General features: G+C 35.7%; 15 protein-coding genes. 6 read left to right on the plus strand and 9 right to left on the minus strand.

The genetic code is table 11. The features are described 5' to 3' along the window. Window positions 1–31: 31 nt before the first annotated feature. From ACFJGY_RS15290 to ACFJGY_RS15320, 7 genes are all read right to left on the minus strand, one after another. Window positions 32–1,429: a DUF4932 domain-containing protein gene (locus ACFJGY_RS15290; protein WP_379965534.1), complete on the minus strand. Its 1,398-nt coding sequence runs from the start codon at window positions 1,427–1,429 to the stop codon at window positions 32–34. Between the two features lie 107 nt (window positions 1,430–1,536). Next, complete coding sequence (locus tag ACFJGY_RS15295; RefSeq protein ID WP_379965537.1) at window positions 1,537–2,823, minus strand: TolC family protein; 1,287 nt, start codon at window positions 2,821–2,823, stop codon at window positions 1,537–1,539. Between the two features lie 59 nt (window positions 2,824–2,882). After that, window positions 2,883–5,300, minus strand: a complete 2,418-nt coding sequence (locus tag ACFJGY_RS15300) for an ABC transporter permease (RefSeq protein ID WP_379965540.1) — start codon at window positions 5,298–5,300, stop codon at window positions 2,883–2,885. 61 nt (window positions 5,301–5,361) lie between these two features. After that, entirely contained in the window at window positions 5,362–7,779 is a 2,418-nt protein-coding gene (locus ACFJGY_RS15305; protein WP_379965543.1) for an ABC transporter permease, read from the minus strand. Between the two features lie 86 nt (window positions 7,780–7,865). Then, window positions 7,866–8,588, minus strand: coding sequence for an ABC transporter ATP-binding protein (locus tag ACFJGY_RS15310; protein WP_379965546.1), 723 nt, complete (start codon window positions 8,586–8,588; stop codon window positions 7,866–7,868). A gap of 41 nt (window positions 8,589–8,629) precedes the next feature. Next, window positions 8,630–9,364, minus strand: coding sequence for a GIN domain-containing protein (locus tag ACFJGY_RS15315; RefSeq protein WP_379965549.1), 735 nt, complete (start codon window positions 9,362–9,364; stop codon window positions 8,630–8,632). A gap of 23 nt (window positions 9,365–9,387) precedes the next feature. Further along, window positions 9,388–10,629 (minus strand): efflux RND transporter periplasmic adaptor subunit, encoded by a 1,242-nt coding sequence (locus ACFJGY_RS15320; RefSeq protein ID WP_379965552.1) that lies wholly within the window; start codon window positions 10,627–10,629, stop codon window positions 9,388–9,390. A 245-nt stretch (window positions 10,630–10,874) separates the two neighbouring features. Between ACFJGY_RS15320 and ACFJGY_RS15325 the strand changes: the two genes are divergently transcribed. The 4 genes from ACFJGY_RS15325 to ACFJGY_RS15340 all read left to right on the plus strand — a co-directional run bounded on the left by ACFJGY_RS15325 (window position 10,875) and on the right by ACFJGY_RS15340 (window position 14,403). Beyond that, window positions 10,875–12,218 carry a sigma-54-dependent transcriptional regulator gene (locus tag ACFJGY_RS15325; RefSeq protein ID WP_379965555.1) on the plus strand — a complete coding sequence of 448 codons (1,344 nt, stop codon included), beginning with the start codon at window positions 10,875–10,877 and terminating at the stop codon, window positions 12,216–12,218. Next, window positions 12,219–13,535 (plus strand): sensor histidine kinase, encoded by a 1,317-nt coding sequence (locus ACFJGY_RS15330; protein ID WP_379965558.1) that lies wholly within the window; start codon window positions 12,219–12,221, stop codon window positions 13,533–13,535. Between the two features lie 146 nt (window positions 13,536–13,681). Next, window positions 13,682–14,209 carry a hypothetical protein gene (locus ACFJGY_RS15335; RefSeq protein ID WP_379965561.1) on the plus strand — a complete coding sequence of 176 codons (528 nt, stop codon included), beginning with the start codon at window positions 13,682–13,684 and terminating at the stop codon, window positions 14,207–14,209. After that, window positions 14,206–14,403 carry a hypothetical protein gene (locus tag ACFJGY_RS15340; RefSeq protein WP_379965564.1) on the plus strand — a complete coding sequence of 66 codons (198 nt, stop codon included), beginning with the start codon at window positions 14,206–14,208 and terminating at the stop codon, window positions 14,401–14,403. Before ACFJGY_RS15335 ends, ACFJGY_RS15340 begins: the two co-directional genes overlap by 4 nt. 191 nt (window positions 14,404–14,594) lie before the next feature. Here ACFJGY_RS15340 and ACFJGY_RS15345 read toward each other — a convergent pair whose 3' ends face one another. Both ACFJGY_RS15345 and ACFJGY_RS15350 read right to left on the minus strand, forming a co-directional pair. After that, window positions 14,595–15,131, minus strand: a complete 537-nt coding sequence (locus ACFJGY_RS15345; protein WP_379965567.1) for a DUF4136 domain-containing protein — start codon at window positions 15,129–15,131, stop codon at window positions 14,595–14,597. Between the two features lie 53 nt (window positions 15,132–15,184). Continuing rightward, entirely contained in the window at window positions 15,185–15,358 is a 174-nt protein-coding gene (locus ACFJGY_RS15350; RefSeq protein WP_165569350.1) for a DUF5522 domain-containing protein, read from the minus strand. Between the two features lie 213 nt (window positions 15,359–15,571). On the opposite strand from ACFJGY_RS15350, the gene ACFJGY_RS15355 reads away from it, so the two are divergent. Beyond that, on the plus strand, window positions 15,572–15,898 hold the full coding sequence (locus tag ACFJGY_RS15355) for a hypothetical protein (protein ID WP_379965570.1): 327 nt from the start codon (window positions 15,572–15,574) through the stop codon (window positions 15,896–15,898). A 161-nt stretch (window positions 15,899–16,059) separates the two neighbouring features. Beyond that, complete coding sequence (locus tag ACFJGY_RS15360; RefSeq protein WP_379965573.1) at window positions 16,060–18,039, plus strand: KUP/HAK/KT family potassium transporter; 1,980 nt, start codon at window positions 16,060–16,062, stop codon at window positions 18,037–18,039. Window positions 18,040–18,065 lie beyond the last annotated feature (26 nt).

The following is an 18,065-nucleotide window of genomic DNA, read 5'->3' on the forward strand; positions in this document are numbered from 1 at the left end:
AAAGGATTCGTGAGAAAATAATAATGTATTTTTAGTTGGAAACGGTTTGCAGATTGGCAACTATTTCGCTGACTTTCTGTTCATAGGTTTTGCTGAAAAACTCGTTATAATACCAATATTCAAGCTGGTTTATAATCTGAGGAAGATAGATGAATGAACGGTTTTTCACATTATCATTCAGTATTTCGTCTGCTTTTTTAGAATCGCCAATTAGTTTTGCAATGATGACTTCGCCGGCTCTGTCAAAATGTTCGTAAAGGCAGATTTTCCATTGGTTGTAGGCTTGTTCCGACATTTTATTTTTTATCGGTTCGAAGAGAAATTCCTTTGAGTCCATTAATTGTTCATCTATTTTATCAACAGCGGGATTTACGAAAGAATGACCAAATTCGTGGATACAAATGGTTCTGAGCGACACATCATTTTTGAATCCTAGATCAAATCCGGAAGTATCGTTTACATTTTCCGGTTTATTAAAACTGGCAAAAACATTACCAATCGTATCACTATTTCCTACTGCAAAACCCTGGCTGAAAGGCATCATAAGGCTTGGATACAAAACATAATTGTCAACTTTTTTGCTGTAAAAATGTTCCATTTCTATGATGAAATTTTCCTTCGGAGTGTGATTGGAAACTTCGGAAATCATCTCCTGATAATACGGCTGATATTTTTTAAGAAACTCATCAAAATGAACTTCTTTGTAGAAATTATTGAAAGTTTTTACAAATTTTTCCTGATCAGAAAGTGACGAAAATTCGTGGGAGAACTGTTTATCAGAGATCACTTTTGCATTCGGAAAATTGTCGAGACCCATTACGAAATTTGAAAAGTGGAGATAGAAATTCCTGTCAAAGTATGTTTTGATAATCTCAAGATTTTTAGATTTCTGATAGGATTTGAATTCCTGCCCGATTTTTAAGTTCAAAGCATATAAATCTTTGACCCTGGTTTCTTTTCCATCTTCAGATTTAAAAGTCTGAGTATCCGGAATATTTTCAAAATCTTCGAGGTTTAATAAAAGGTAACTCAGAGCCAGCAATTCGAAATTCTGGTTGGAAACGACTTTAATTGTTTTGACGTCAAAAATTGGATATTTCAATTCAAAAGAGCCTTTCGCTTTTTTACCAATAATCTGAATCTGAGAAGGGTTTTGCAAATCAATTTTGGTATGATTGATTTTATTTTGATTCGGAAGTTCTTTCCCGTCTTTCAGCAAATATAATTTTCCTTCGGAGTTTTGAAGCTCAGAACTCAGATAAACCAATTTATTTTTCTCTGAATCGAAATCAATTTTTTCTTTTCCTGTAAAGGTTACAAAATCCGCTTTCCACGAATCGTGACTTTGGTTTGTTTTGAGATTTTGGCAAGAAACGGAGCAGGAATTCGTAAAAACTGCCAACGTGAAAAGAGCAAGTGTTTTTTTCATTTTAATATTCGAAATTTTAACACAAAGTTCGCAAAGATTTTTTGACTACTAACTGTTTTTACATTCGCAAAGACGCTTCGCTCACCAAAGATTGAGTTATTAATATTCTAAAATCCTGATTCGAAAACCTTCAGTAATTCGGTTTGCTGCATCACTTCATTTTTACTATTGATGAGATTATAATTTGCCTGAAGCCAGTTATTTCGAACTACGAAAAATGTGTAAGCGTCCATCAATCCTTCTTTATATTTCTCTTCGGATTTTTGAAAAGAGAGTTTTTGATTTTCGAAATTTGCCACCAGTAAAGTATATTTTTCTTCAGAATTCTGGAATTGTGCTTTGATGGAATTGATGCTTTTAGTCAAATCATTGATAACGATCTCTTTGTCATAATTGGAATTAATGACATTCAGTTTGGCAATTTCGACATTGTTTTTAACCTGAAGCTTGTTAAAAATCGGAATATTGAGTCCAAATCCAACCTGCTGATTTTTGTTTCTTTTAAACTGATCCGAGAAAGCATCGGCCGATTCGCCCAAAGTTTTACTGTAAAAGCTTGACCAGTTGTAAGAACCGTTCAAAGTTGGGAGATAAGCCGATCTTGCAATAGCAACGTTTTTTTGATGTGCTTTGATTTCTGTTTGAACGGATTGATAAGCGGGATTTTTCTCCAAAAGATTCTGAACAAAATCGGCATCGTTGAAATTGGAACTTGCAAGCACATCGTCTTCCATTTTGAAATCCAGAGAATCTTTTGTGATGGCTAAGGCATTCAGTAAATTGATTTTTGAAAGATCCCGGGAATTCTTCGCCGTTACCCATTGTTCCTGCAAAGTTCCAAGATTGGCTTTGATATCATAGACATCACTTTTTGGACGATTGCCAATCTCCACTTCTTTCTCGGTACGCTTAATTTGATCTTCTATTCCTGATATTTGAGTTTCCAAAACACCGAGCCAGCTTTTGTTGTTTTGATAATTGAAAAACATGGTGATGACATTCAGTTTTACTTCATTCTGTGCCTGTTTCATTTTGAAAGTCGAACTTTCTTTATTGATTTTTGACAGGGAAATATTGAGATAATTGCGCCAGTTCATCAATTCCCAATCGGCTTGTGCATAGACCTGATCGTATTGTGTATTAAGAGATCCCCTTTGATTGGTAGTCTGATCGATCGTAGAACCGAAGCTGTAATTATGGCTCACTCCTGCATACACCGATGGCAGCAACATTCCTTTTGCAGCAGAGATCTGACGGTCATTTTTCTGGATATTGACTGATGATTGCTTTACCAAAGGATGATTAGCCGATGCATAATCAAGACACTGTTTCAAAGTCCAGCTTTGCTGAGCCGGAAGAATGTTTATGATTAATAGGAAGAATAGTTTTTTCATTTTGATTTATTTTTTATAAACCTTCAAGGTTTTTGAAACCCTGAAGGTTAGAATGCTTTTTACTCGTATTTCAGGTATTTTACAAGGTTGATTTTTGTGGCTCGGTATGCTTTGAAACTAACGACTATGAATGTTAAAATCAATAACAAAATCATACTCAAAATATACGGCCAGACGGGCATATTAATCCTGTAAGCGAAATCTTTCAGCCATTCATTCATTGCATAATAACTGATGGGAACGCTAAGGATCACTGCAAAAAAGCAGATAATTAAAAATCTTTTCGTCAAATCCCAGATGATGGTTTTCTCGTCTGCACCCAAAGTTTTTTTGATGGCAACGTCTTTCAGTTTTTGTTCTATTAATAGTGATGATAATGCGAATAATCCTAATAATGCAATTACTAAAACCACGATATTAAGTATTGTAAAAAGCGTTTGTTGCTTCTGAAATTTCTCAAATGTTTTAGCAAATTGCTTATCCACAAAATTATATTCGTAAGGATAGCCTGGTTCTGCTTTGGTTGTCCAGAATTCTTTTATACGTTCTAAAGTTCCGGCGATATCATTTTCTGAAAGTTTTATCTGAACATTCTGCATATTGTTTTTTATCCAGTTTCTATCATAATTGAAGTAAGCAATTGGCATAACAGGTTGTTCCACGCCCGCATAATTGACATCTGTTACCACGCCGAGGATTTTGTATTTTTTCTTACCATCCCAACCTGTGAAAAATTCTTTGTCTACAGCCGTTTTAGGATTATAGCCTAATTTTCCGGCAAAAGTTTCATTCACTACAGCACCGTTGATAGTGTCCGAAGTTTTTTTCCAGTCCAGGTCTCGTCCGGAAAGGAATTTAACTTTATAAAATTGTAGAAAATTTTCATCAATTCCGCCAAGCATAGTCTGTACAGTTTTGGTAGTATCTGTTGATAATTTCACTACCGATGCGTTGGCAGCTCCACTTCCTAAAGAATTGACAGAACCTGTAACATCGATCACACCAGAAATTTTTAACAATTCAATTTTCAGTCTTTTGTACTTATTGATATTGAAGTTATTTTCCCAATTTGATTTCTTAAAATTAATCTGAATTGCCTGGTCACCTTTGAAACCCAAATCCTTATTCATTATATAACTGACCTGGGTATGAATAATTAATGAGCAGATGATGAAGAACGATGAGATAATCAATTGCAGCGTAAGAATAAAATTTCTTAAAAAAACGCCGCTTTTACTTCTTGCAAAATTGCCTTTCAGCGTATTGATTGGTTTGAAATTCGACAGATAAAGTGCCGGAATCAATCCCGAAATCAATGAAAAAACTACCAATAATAATCCTGTGTAGATGAACAATCTAAAGTCATCTAGTCTGATTTCTTTGTTTAGGAATTTATTATAAGAAGGCAAAACCAACTCTACCATTGCGAAAGCGATGATGTATGCTGCCAGACAAATCATAAAAGTTTCCATCAGGAATTGTAAAATCAATTTCCATTTTGAACTTCCCACCACTTTTCTCACGCCAACTTCTTTTGCCCTTTGAGAAGCTTGTGCCGTTTTAAGATTAATCAGATTGATTCCCGACAATAATAAAATCAAAGCAGATAAACTTAATAAGATCATTATTGATTTTTTATCGCCTTTCTCTACGCCATCACTTTTTGCATCTAATTTCATTTTGCTGATGGGCGTCAGATAGACCATTGTCGGATTTTTCTTATCAACAGTGTAGCCCCATTTTTTAGCAGAAATCTCGTCCTGTTCCTGCATCTGTTTAGAAAGTTTATGTTCCAGCGCTTTGATGTCTGTGCCGGGTTTCAGCCTGAAAAATCCATTGTAGCTATAACTTGTCCATTGGTCTTTGGACTGTTCCATATAAGGATTCCTGTAGATGAAATCAGGTTTGAAAACAGTGTTGCCTTCCGGCAGTTTATAAACCGCTGTTACAACATATTCTTTGTCATTGGAATCACTTTTTATTGATTTTCCGATAGCATTGAGATAATCATCGCCAAAAAGAAGACGAGCAGTTTTATCCGAAATAGCGATTTTTCCATCATCTGATAAAGCTCTCTGGAAATCACCTGCTATCTTTTCAAAAGGGAAAAACCTGAAAAAAGAATCTACTGAAGCCGAGCCGGAAACATAAACCGAATTACTGCCAACACTCAGTTTCTGTTTCCCCCAATTGTTATAGATCAGGCAATCTTCAATCTCACTAAATTTTTCTTTTGAAACGAAAATTTCCGGGTAGCTCGAACTCGACATTATGCCAAAAGAAGCGTTTCCATTTTCCACGAAATAGACATTCTCCTTATCCGGAACCCACTGTTCATAAGACTTTTCGTCCTGCCAATGGATGAATATCAATAGGAAAACACACAAACCAACACTCAATCCCAAAATATTAATAATGGTGGAAAGCCAGTTTTTTCGGTAATTGATGAATGCTATTTTGAGCCAGTTCTTAATCATAATGGTTAATTATTAATTGTAAATGGTTAATAATAATTGATAATTAACCATTAATAATTTATTACTCGTACTTCAAATATTTAACAAGGTTTACTTTTGTAGCCTGATATGCTTTGATACTTACAACTGAGAAAGTCAAAATAAGCAGAGCGACAAGACTTAAAATGAAAGGTAAAACCGGCATATCAATACGGTAAGCAAAATCCTTCAGCCATTCGTTCATCAGGTAATAACTTATAGGAATACTGATAAGAACCGCAATCAAAGTGATCCAAAGGAATTGTTTCGTCAATCCCAAAATCAAAGTTTTATCGGATGCACCAAGCGTTTTTCTGATAGCAACATCTTTCAGTTTTTGCTCGATCATTAATGATGACAAGGCGAATAATCCGAGTAAGGCTACCATCAAAACCATTGCATTCAGGATTGTGAACAATGTTTGCTGCTTCTGATATTTTTCAAATGTTTTGGCAAACTTCTGATCCAGGAAATAATAATCGAAAGGATAACCTTGCTCTACATTATTCTGCCAGTAAGTTTTGAGTCTTTTCACAGTTCCGTCGATATCATCCGGTTTTATTTTCAGCTGGATATTATAGACATTGAATCTCTTCCAATCGGTTTCTCTGTAATGGAAAAACACGATCGGTTCTATGGCTGTTTTCAGATTTCTGATGTTGAAATCCTTTACAATTCCGACAATATGATAATCTTTCTGATAATCAAATCCGGGATGAAAAACATTCTTCAAAGCCTCTTCATCTTTCCAGCCAAATTTGTTTACAAAAGCCTCGTTTACCAAAACATTTGTTATTGTATCAGATGCAAGATTCGGATCCAGCCAACGGCCTTTCTTCAATTTAACATTCATAAACTGGAGATAGTTGTAATCCATAGAACCGTGTTGCGCCTGGATACTTTTGTCCATATAATCCATATTGGAACTGCTGGCCCTGCCGCTTCCTGGAACTGCTTCTCCGTAAGAAATATCGGCTACACCTTTGATCTTTCTCATTTCAGTTTTGAGTCTTTCATATTTCAGCCACGGTTTTGGATGATTTTCGTTGAAGTTGATCATCATAATCTGTTTTCCATTATAACCCAGGTCTTTGTTCATCATATATTTTACCTGCTGGTTGACGATCAATCCGCCGATAATGAAGAATGAAGAAATAATTAACTGCAAAGTCAGAATCCCGTTTCTGAGCCAAACGCCGTGTTTGCTTCTGGCAAAATTTCCTTTCAGAGTTTCTATCGCTTTGAAGTTCGACAGATAGGTTGCCGGAATCAATCCCGAGATCAGCGTTACGATAATTACCATCGCAAATGAGTAGAAGTAAATGTGCCAGTCGGTCATCTTCATTTCTTTTTCATAGAACTTGTTGAAGCTTGGCAAAAGCAGTTCTGTTAAAGCCAAAGCCAATAAATAAGAAGCCATACAGATCACAAATGTTTCCAATAAAAACTGAAGAACTAGATTAGATTTTGTACTTCCAATGGCTTTTCTCACCCCTATTTCTTTCGCTCTCTGAGAGGCTTGTGCTGTTTTCAGATTAATAAAATTGATAGCAGATAAAACGACAATCAAAACAGAAAGTATAAAAAGGATCATCAAGGTTTTGAAATCGGGATTTCCGAACCACGAGGCTTTTGCATGGAGTTTAATTTTATCCAGAGGTGTAAGCAAACTGTCTGACGGACCATATAATTCCAGATATTGCTGAACTGTCTGTCCGGAACTTTCTGAATCTTGTTTTGCTCTGTATTCAAAAATATCTTTGATGAATTTTTGTCTTATCAGGTCAAGATCAGCTCCATTTTTCACCATAAAAAAACATCCGTAGTTGAAATTTCCCCACTGATTTTCATCACCTTTCATTAGCTCTACAGGATTGATTACAAACTCTGGTTTTATCTGGGTGTTTTCTTTCGGAAGTTCATAAACTGCGGTTACGACAAAATCTTTGTTATCAAACTTTACAGTTTCCCCTGCAACGTTGGTCTTGCCAAAAAGATTTTTAGCAGCAGTTGTAGAAAGCGCAATCACATTGCCGCCTTTCAATGCATCTTTATAACTTCCTGCAACCAATTTGAATGGAAAGAAATTGAAAAAGCTGTCGGAAGCAGTCATTCCATCCTGTTGATAGACCGTTTTGTTTTTTGTAACCATTTTGAAACCCATCCCGGATCCATTAAACAAAACATAATCCTGTATTCCCGGAATTACTTCTTTGGCACGTTTTGCCATTGGGTAAGATATATTGTTTCCGTAAGAATTTTCCGTTTTATGATACGTTTGAAATGAGTAGATCTGATCTTTCTTCGGATTCCATTTTTCGAAAGATTCTTCGTCATTCCAATGCATCAGAATGAGCATAAATCCTGTAAGCCCAATTGTCAATCCAAACAGATTGATGATGGTAGAGAGCCAGTTCTTTTTATAATTGATGAAGGCAATTTTGAGCCAGTTGTTAAGCATAATATTATTTTTTTGTAGTGTAGGATGGATGCTGGATGCAGTTAGTTATATTCCGCATCCATCATCTTTCATCCGTCATTTAACAATTATTCGAAGTTCTTGGCGTCTGCTTTTTCGAAGACATCTTTTCTTTGGAAAGAATGTTCTTCACTGAAAATTTCACCATCTTTCATATTCACAATTCTGGAAGCGTAACCGGCATCATAAGACGAGTGCGTTACCATTGCGATTGTAGAACCTTCTCTGTGAAGTTCTGCCAAAAGATTCATTACCTCGTTTCCGTTGGAACTGTCCAGGTTTCCGGTTGGCTCATCGGCAAGGATTAATTTTGGTTTTGTGACCAAAGCTCTTGCAACGGCAGCTCTTTGCTGCTGACCACCGGAAAGCTGTTGTGGATAATGTTTTGCTCTGTGAGCAATGTTGATTTTCTCCATAATTTCCTCCACACGTTTTTTTCTTTCTGAGGAAGAAACCCCGTTGTAAATCAATGGAAGTTCGATATTTTCATAAACCGTGAGTTCATCAATCAAATTAAAATTCTGAAAAATGAAACCGATGTTTTTCTTTCTGATGTCCGATTTTTTCTTCTCAGAAGTTCCGATAGTTTCTACAGATTCAAATTGATAAGAGCCGGAAGAAGCGCTGTCCAGAAGTCCAAGAATATTAAGGAAAGTTGATTTTCCACAACCGGAAGGTCCCATTATCGCTACAAATTCGCCTTCTTTTATACTAAGACTTACATTGTTGAGTGCGTTGGTTTGAACATCTTCGGTTTTATATACTTTTGAAAGGTTTTGAATGTTTATCATTTTATTAATTTTTTAAAATTTACAGTTTATTTTGAATTTCATTAAAGCATATCGATTGTCCCACCGGAATCTCTGTCACCAGAGAATTTGATTCCGGACAAGGTTTTGTATCTGATCTTCGCCATTGAACTTGCAGACGCTTTTAATTCTTTTGAAATGCTCAAATTAACCGATGACGCTGATTCTGCGTTTACAGTTGCGACAGAAATATTAGTTTTGGTCGCGATTATTTTAGATGCACCTTCGGAAGTGATTTTCGCTGTATCAATCTTCCCCTGAATATCAATTTTACTTCCGGATTGTGCGTTTAACACGAGATTTTCTGTATTTATAGTGCCTAAAAAAGAACCTCCCGACTCAGTCTCGATCATAATATTTTTCGCATTGGAATCACCAAAGATTTTTCCGCCACTTTCTGTAGAAAATTTCTGAATATTAAAATTGTCTTTGATTTTCACGATAGAACCGATGCCTGCACTCACAGATTTTACATCTTTCGCATAGATTACGATTCTCGTGTCTACATTTTCCATGGACTTATTTCCTTTGTAGCCAATTTTCAGGACGTTGTTTTTCACGCTTACATCTACAAACTGAAGATAATTGCTTTTTATAACGGCTTTCTCTTCATTCGATTTTACAATTTCCACGCTGAAAACCATATCAGAATTTATCTTGTCAAAGCTTTCTAAAGAAATAGTTTTGGCCTCTAAATTTTGCCCTTTCACAAATATCGCCGTAATGGTAACTATGATTAGTAATATTAATTTTTGCATTGTTATATTTTTAGTTTTTAAGTTTATTTTTGAATATCTAATATCTCATATTTTTTGAGCTCTGTATAATCTGATGTGATAACCGTTTCGCCTTGTTTCAGTCCGGAAACGACTTCGTAATACATTTGGTTTTCTCTTCCAAGACTGATATTTCGTTTTTCAGCTTTGTTATTTTTAATTACAAAAATCCATTTTCCGTTGGTGTCTTTGTAGAAATTCCCTTTAGGAATCATCATACTTTGCGTATCAGCAGAGAGTTTCAATTTTACACCGAATGTCATTCCTATTTTCAAGTTTTCCGGTTTTTCATTTACGAAATTAAGTTCCACAGAAAATTGTCCGTCTTTTACTTCCGGAAGAATTTTGGTAATAATAACTTCAAATTGTTTTGTATTACTTTCCAGACTTCCTTTGATTCCGTTTTGGAGTTTGTTGATATAATACTCATCAACTTTTGCTATCAGCTTGTAACCGCCCATCAAATCTACTTTTCCGATGCTTTCGCCACTCGTCAGATTTTGTCCTAATGAAATATTGAATGATGATAATCTTCCGGAAACTGGTGACATAATCAGGAAATTATTTTTGTTGGAACGAAGAATATTCAGGCTTTTTTCCATTTGATTGATGGAATTATTGATGGCAGAAAATTGAGAATTTCTGGAGGCCTTTTCGCTGGACGCTCCTTTTTCAACAATGACTTTTCTTTGTTTCTGATAATTCAAATTTTGTAATGCGATATCATAATCGGTTTTCTTTCCGATTTCCGCATCGTACAATCTTTTCTGAAGATTGAAAGACTGCAAAGCGGTATTATAATCATTTTGAGATTGCAGCAACTCTTTATCCTGATTGAATTCCTGATTCTTCAATTCCAAAAGTGAATTTCTCATCTGGCTGATTTGCTGCATAATTCCAGTTTCCTGATTCAGATAATTGAATTCCGTATTCGGATTGTAAACTCTTGCAATGGGCTGACCTTTCGTTACCATTTGTCCGTCTTCTGCAAAAATTTCTTTCACTGCACCACCTTCCAAAACATTTACTAATGAAGAATTAAGAGATTGTGTCTGCGCCGTAACCATCAGCATATCTTCGAATTTTCCATTCGTTACTACATCAGTCTGAATATCTTCCAACTTTACATTGTAAGTTTTTTTCTGATTGAGAAAATACCAGCCAAAAACTGAAACCGCCAAAGCAGAAACAACGATAATCGATATTAATTTTAGTTTAGACTTCTTTTTTACTATTTTCGTATCCATATTTACGATAACTTATTTATCTACAGACTATTACACAATGCAGATGCCAGAAATTTATAAATATGTAACTCTCTGAAAATGTGATTAAACATCAATTTATTAATTTTAAGACTGTTCATTATCGGACACTTTTTGTGCGGAAATGAACAATTTTTGTTAATAGTACGTAGTTTTAGTTGACAGTTAATAAGTTGTCATCTTGAGGCACTCGAAGGATTATTAAATTAAATTTTCAAATTATAAAAATGCGAAAAAAAGAAGCTCATATTTTAATTGTTGATGACGACGAGGATATTTTATTTTCGGCAAGAGTATGGCTCAAGAAATTCTTCACGGAAGTCAGCTGTCTCAGCCAGCCGAAGAATATTCTGAAGTTTTTAGCGGAACAGCAAGTTGACACTGTTCTATTGGATATGAATTTTCGGAAAGGCTTTGAGAGCGGACAAGATGGACTCTATTGGATGAACGAAATCAAAACATTGGAACCTCATCTTCCAATTATTCTGATGACAGCTTACGGCGAAGTAGAATTGGCGGTTGAAGCTTTGAAAAACGGCGCATCAGATTTTATTCTGAAACCCTGGAATAATGAAAAATTATATGCTTCCGTAAACCTCGCTGTTGATATTTCCCGAAAAAATAAAAAACTGAATCAGTGGGAAAATGTCAGCGTAAAAACCAATCAATACCAATTGGAAACGGCGTCTTTTACAATGCAGGAAGTGATGGAACAAATCACGAAGGTTGCGCCGACTGATGCTAATATTTTGCTTTTAGGTGAAAACGGAACAGGAAAATATGTTCTCGCAGAACACATCCACGAATTATCAGAAAGAAAAAACCAACCATTTGTCCACATCGATTTGGGAAGTCTTTCGGAGAATTTGTTTGAGGCGGAATTATTTGGTTACAAAAAAGGGGCGTTTACAGATGCGAATCAGGATTATTCCGGAAAGATTGAAAATGCTCAGAACGGAACGGTGTTTTTGGATGAAATCGGGAATCTGCCGCTTCATCTTCAAACCAAACTATTGAGTTTAATTCAAAACAGAAAATTGACGAGAATTGGAGAAAACAAGGAACGAGCTTTGGACGTCAGATTTATTTTTGCGACAAACGAAAATCTTAAAAAAGCTGTTTCCGAAAATCGTTTCAGGAAAGATTTGTATTACAGAATCAATACAGTCGAACTGCAAATTCCTAGTCTGAGAGAGCGATTGGAAGACATTCCGACTTTAGCAGATTATTTCCTTGAAAAGTACAAACAGAAATACCATAAATCAGATTTAGCTTTGAATGAATCTTTGACTAATGAGCTCACAACCTATTCCTGGCCGGGAAATATCCGTGAACTCGACCATTGCATCGAGCGAAGTGTGATTCTTTCCAATGAGAAAAATTTAAAATTATTAATGCCTCAAGATGAAGAATCTGAAAAAACAATTGTGAATCTGAACATCGAAGAAATGGAAGAAATTCTCATCAAAAAGGCATTGAAAAAACACCGCGGAAATATTTCTCTTGCGGCGGAAGATTTAGGATTATCGAGAGCCGCATTATATAGAAGAATGGAAAAATTTGAATTGTAAATGAGCAAACAACAATTTATCTGGCTGTTATTTATTCTTCTGGCGATTATCAGCGGAATTTTTGCCTTTGATTTTTATTCTGAGAATAAGTGGATTAATTTCGGTTTGTTTACGATGGTAACCATTGGTTGTATCGCTTTAGCGCAGGTTTCGGCATTATCATTTATTCAGAAAAGTGAGAAGATATTGTTGGCAATTCAGAAAAAAGACTTTTCATTGTTTCCAAAAACTGAGGAAAATAATTTGGTTGATAATGCTGTAAAACTTTATTATCAAAGCAAAGAAGAACATCTGTCTTTGTCATCCTATAAACTTTTGTACGAAGAAATTCTGAATCAACTGGAAATCGGATTGATGATTCTTTCCGAAAAAAATAATGAATGGGGAGTTTTCTATGTAAATCCAGTTTTTCTGGAAATATTACAGATTCCAAAATATAACTCCTGGGAATTGTATGAATCTAAAGCATCCGAATTTTACAAAATCATCGAGCAAACCAACTATGAAAACTCGCAGGAATTTTTTGATATTTCCATTAATGAAAATGTGAAACAGTCGTTTTCTCTCCGAACCAAAAAAGTTCAGAATGTCAAAAATCGCTTCTGCATTATTAGTTTAGAATCTGTTCAGAAAATCATCGAGCAAAAGGAAAAATTGGCTTGGAATAATTTGATGAAAGTGATTTCGCACGAACTTCTGAATACATTGACACCTGTCAATAGCTTAATTCAAAATCTTGAATACATTGCCAATCAGGAAGTTGTTGAAAAAGAAGACCAAGAGGAAATGAAGGAAAGTCTGATGATTATCAATTCGAAATCCAAACAATTACTGAATTTTGTGGACGATTATCGCCAAGTTGCAGAACTTCCAAAACCGGTTTTTAAAACCATTTCTTTGACGAATATTGTAGAGTCTGCTCTGAATTTCCTTAAACCTGAATTTGAAAAAAATCAGATTAAAATCATCAATTCATTGGAAAACCAAGTGATTTTTGCCGACCAGAAAATGATTGAAAGATGTTTGATTAATCTTTATCTGAACGCAATCTACGCTGTTGCTGACAACTCAGAAAAAATCATTAAAACAGAAATTAAAACCTTCAACAAAAGAATTCTACTAAGCGTTGAAGACAACGGAATCGGAATCTCAAATGAAATCAAAGACAAGATTTTCCTTCCATTTTTCACAACCAGAATCAGCGGTTCGGGAATTGGCTTGACATTGAGCAAAAGTATTATCGAAGCGCATAAAGGTTATCTTAATTATAAACCTTTGGAAAAAGGAAGCCGATTTGAAATTTGGTTTGTAGAGTAAAAAAAATTTAACGCAAAGGCACAAAAAATTATTAGATTCGAAGTTTATAAGGCACAAAGTTTTTATCTTCGATAAAGTTGAATTGCAAACTTTGTGGCTTTTATAAAGTATTAAAATAAAAAACTTACGCCTTTGCGTTAAAAAATATGAAAATCAAAAACAACGCCGGCGAAATTGTAGAATTTGAAATTGAGAAATTAGAAAACTCACTTCGGAATTCTGGAGCGGAAGAGAATTCCATCAAAAAAGTCATCGATAATATTTTACCAAATTGCGTGGAAGGCGTCACAACACGAGAAATCTACAAACTGGCTTTTGATGAGTTGAAGAAAATCTCAAACTCCGTCGCAGCAAGATACAGCCTGAAAAAAGCGTTGTTGGAATTGGGACCTGCAGGATTTTATTTCGAACAATGGATAGCAAGGGTTTTCCAAAACATCGGCTACAAAACCGAAACCGGACAATTGATAAAAGGACATTCGGTAACGCACGAAGCGGATGTTATCGCCAAAAAAACGAGAAAACGTATTGGGTCGAATGCAAATTCCGAAATGCGGAAGACACGAAAATCTCTGTCACAACGCCAATGTACGTTCTATCGAGAATCAAAGATATTTCCGGAATCAATTATAATTTGTTCGGAACTCAAACGGAATTTACGGATGGTTGGTTGATTACAAATACGTATTTCACTAAAGATTCTGTGGCTTTTGGAGAATATTACGGACTCAGATTGTTGTCTTGGGATTATCCAAAAGATAAAAACATCAAAAGCCTGGTTGACCAAAATGCGCTTTATCCAATCACTTGCCTCACCACTTTGGACGGAAAACAAAAGCAAAAATTGCTGGAGAAAAATGTGTTTTAGTCAAAGAATTATTCAACAATCAGAATTTATTAGACGTTCTAGAACTTAATCAAGAAAGAAAATCAGAGATTTTGAAAGAAGCAAAAGAACTTTTGGTCATCAAAATTTCAGAATAAAAAACCGCCTTGCTAAAATAACAAGGCGGTTTAATTTGTCTATAATCTATCAGTCTATCACTGAAAGTCTAAAAATTATTTCCCTTTCTGTGGCGGATAATTTTTCATTATTTCAGCTACGATTTCCGGGATTTGTCTTTGTTTAGACTTCGGCGAATCTACGGAAAGTCCGCTTCCAACTCCTTGCCAGACCAATTTCTGGGTTTTCGCATCCACGATATCAACTACGATTGTTCCGCTGTTATAATTGTTCGTCCAGGTATTTCCCATTCCGAAACCACCGCCCCAGCCCCAAGGTCTTCCCCAGCCGAAACCGCCGCCGTAAGAAGTCGTCACGTCCTGAACTTTCTTGTGCGAAGCTTTCACATTAATAATCAAATCAGGATTATGCGCCGATGTCAAAGTTTTGGCTTGGAGTTGTTTTGATAACTCGTTCAAGACTCTGTCTTTGTCGATATCGTTCAGTTTCAAATCGTCTGTTCTCAGCAAATAGGTTTTGTAATTGGCAAAATTTGCTGTCGCTGCATAGTCAGATTTGACATGGAAAGGGCTGCAAGAAGTCATTCCCAGCGAAACTGCTGCCAGTAATATGAAGAAATATTTTGTACTCATTTTATATAAATTTTTATTTTGGAATTCGTGAATCTTTGATTTCATTATAGTAATTATTTAGATTTTTTAATAAATGTATCCGTCTTTTTATCGTAACCATACGGGCAATGTCGGCATCCACTTTTACAGCAATAACCACGTTTCAGATGGAATTTCTCCGTAAAAACTTTGTAACCTTGCTCGTTGTAGTAGAAGTCTTCATTCTCTTTGATGTCATTTAGTTTCATAAGTTAAAAAACTGTACCAAAATTTTTATCTTTGATAGATTATTAATGAGAATTATATGGCAGCCTTATCCGCATTCCACTCCCAATTTGTCACTCTGAGGCTCTCGAAGAGACCGTTCAAGTCGGGCTGCAGATTTGTCTTCAAACCAAATTTGACCCAATGTAATTTAGAATCACATCTAATTTCTAACATCTAAACTCTAACTTCTCAGAATGATAATTGTCTGCCAAAGATTACTCAAAAATACTAAAATTTCGGGGATTACATTGTTTCCGTTTATTTTGCTGAGGAAAAAAGAGTTGAGACGCAACCAGATTCTTATCAACCACGAGAAAATCCATCTCCGCCAGCAATTGGAATTGTTGATAATTCCGTTTTACATCTGGTACCTGTCAGAATATTACATCAAATATTTGAAATACAGAGATTCACAACTCGCCTACCGTAATATCAGCTTTGAAAAAGAAGCTTACGACAATGAGCAAAATCTAGATTATCTTAAAAACAGAAAGTTCTGGCATTTTTTAGCTTACATTTAAATTATTTTCAAAACAAATAAAATTTAAACCACTAATAATCAACAACTTTAATCTTATATAAAAATTTATATTTTCTCCAATATTACATTTTCGTCAAAAAAATTTCTTAGAATATAAAATAATCTAAATTTGCAGAATTATTTTTAGAATAATTCTTTATTATGTCGCAAGATAGCAGCGGTCATTTTGACCTCAAAAAACTTTCCTGGATCGGAGTTTTAGTTTCATTAGGAATCGTTTTCGGAGACATCGGAACATCACCGTTGTACGTAATGAAAGCCATCATCAACGCAGGAAAGGCCGGCGGAATCATCTCTGAGGAATATATAGAAGGTGCATTATCTTGCATCATTTGGACACTGACTCTGCAAACCACCTTAAAATACGTTATCATCGCTCTAAAAGCTGACAATAAAGGAGAAGGCGGTATTCTGTCTCTCTATTCTCTGGTGAAACGTTTTAAGAAAAAATGGCTTTACCTCATCGCCATTATCGGAGCAGCAGCTCTTGTTGCCGATAGTATTATTACTCCATCCTTGACCGTAATGTCTGCCATAGAAGGTTTGGAACTGGTAACACACAAGCCACCGGTTGTTCCGATTACTTTGGCCATTTTGATCATCATTTTTGTGGTACAGCAATTTGGAACCAGCTTTATCGGAAAATTCTTCGGACCGGTAATGATACTCTGGTTTTTGGTTTTAGGAATATTTGGGTTGGTACATTTGTTAGAACACCCTTCTATTTTAAGAGCTTTTAATCCTTATTACGCGGTCAAATTGATATACAACTCTCCTAGTGCCATTGTGATTCTGGGTGCTGTTTTTCTTTGTACAACAGGAGCTGAGGCTTTATATTCAGATCTTGGACATTGTGGGATTAAAAATATTCAGGTCAGCTGGATTTTCGTAAAATTGATGCTGATCCTTAATTATCTTGGGCAAGGCGCCTGGTTATTAAGCAATTATCATGAAGTTTTCCGGGGGAAAAATCCTTTTTTCGGAATTATGCCGGAATGGTTTATAATCCCTGGTGTCGTTCTTGCAACAGCAGCGGCTATCATTGCCAGCCAGGCCGTAATTACCGGTGCATTCACTATGTTTTCAGAAGCTATGTCGCTTAATTTCTGGCCAAATCAGGAAATCGAATATCCATCGGGGATCAAAGGTCAAATGTATATTCCCAAGATCAATTGGGGGATTTTGATCTTGTGTTTTATTGTAGTAATTTACTTCAAAGAGTCCGGAAAAATGGAAGCTGCCTATGGACTTTCCATTACCGTCACGATGCTGATGACAACGATTCTACTGATCTTCTGGTTCCTGAAATCCCGAACAAACAAAATATGGATTGCTCTTTTCGCATTGGTTTACATCGTGATCGAAGGTGGTTTTTTCAGTGCCAACATCATCAAATTCTTTGACGGCGGCTGGATGTCAGTCCTTCTTGCCGGATTTATCGGGATCTGTATGTATGCCTGGTATAACGGTAGAATTATCAAAACAACTTTCATCAAATTCGTTAAGCTTGAGAAATATATCTCCACGATAAAAGATATGAAGCTGGACGAAACAATCCCTAAATACGCAACCAATCTTGCCTTCATCAGCCGTGCCAAAAGAGATGATGAAGTAGAATCCAAGATCATCTATTCCATCATAAGAGCTCAGCCAAAAAGAGCCGATCATTATTTTATTCTTAATATCGTCAATCAGGAAGATCCGTACAGTTTCAAATATAATGTGGAAGAAATTCTACCGGGAACGATCTATAAGATCAGCTTCCTGTTAGGTTTCAAAAGGGACAGGAGGATCAACGATTATTTCCAGCAGGTTCTTACAGAATTGATGGAAGAAGGAACCATCCCGTCCAGAAGTTCACATCCGTCTTTGAGAGCGCATAATATCCCGCCAGATCTTAAATTTGTTATTATTGATAATGTTTACATTAATGATTTCTTATTGACAATCCGGGACAAGATCATTCTCAACATCTATAATTTTGTTAAGAAACTGGGGAGTAATGACTTTACGGCTTATGGCGTTGCAAGTCATAATGTAATCGTAGAATCCGCCCCATTGCTGGATCAGAAAATAAAGTTCGAGAAAATAGAAAAAGTCGAAACCAGGCATTTCGATTAATACCAAAAAAATCGCTAATTTTGTAA

Origin of the sequence: Epilithonimonas sp. UC225_85 (assembly GCF_042695135.1) — a bacterium.
Lineage (GTDB): Bacteria > Bacteroidota > Bacteroidia > Flavobacteriales > Weeksellaceae > Epilithonimonas.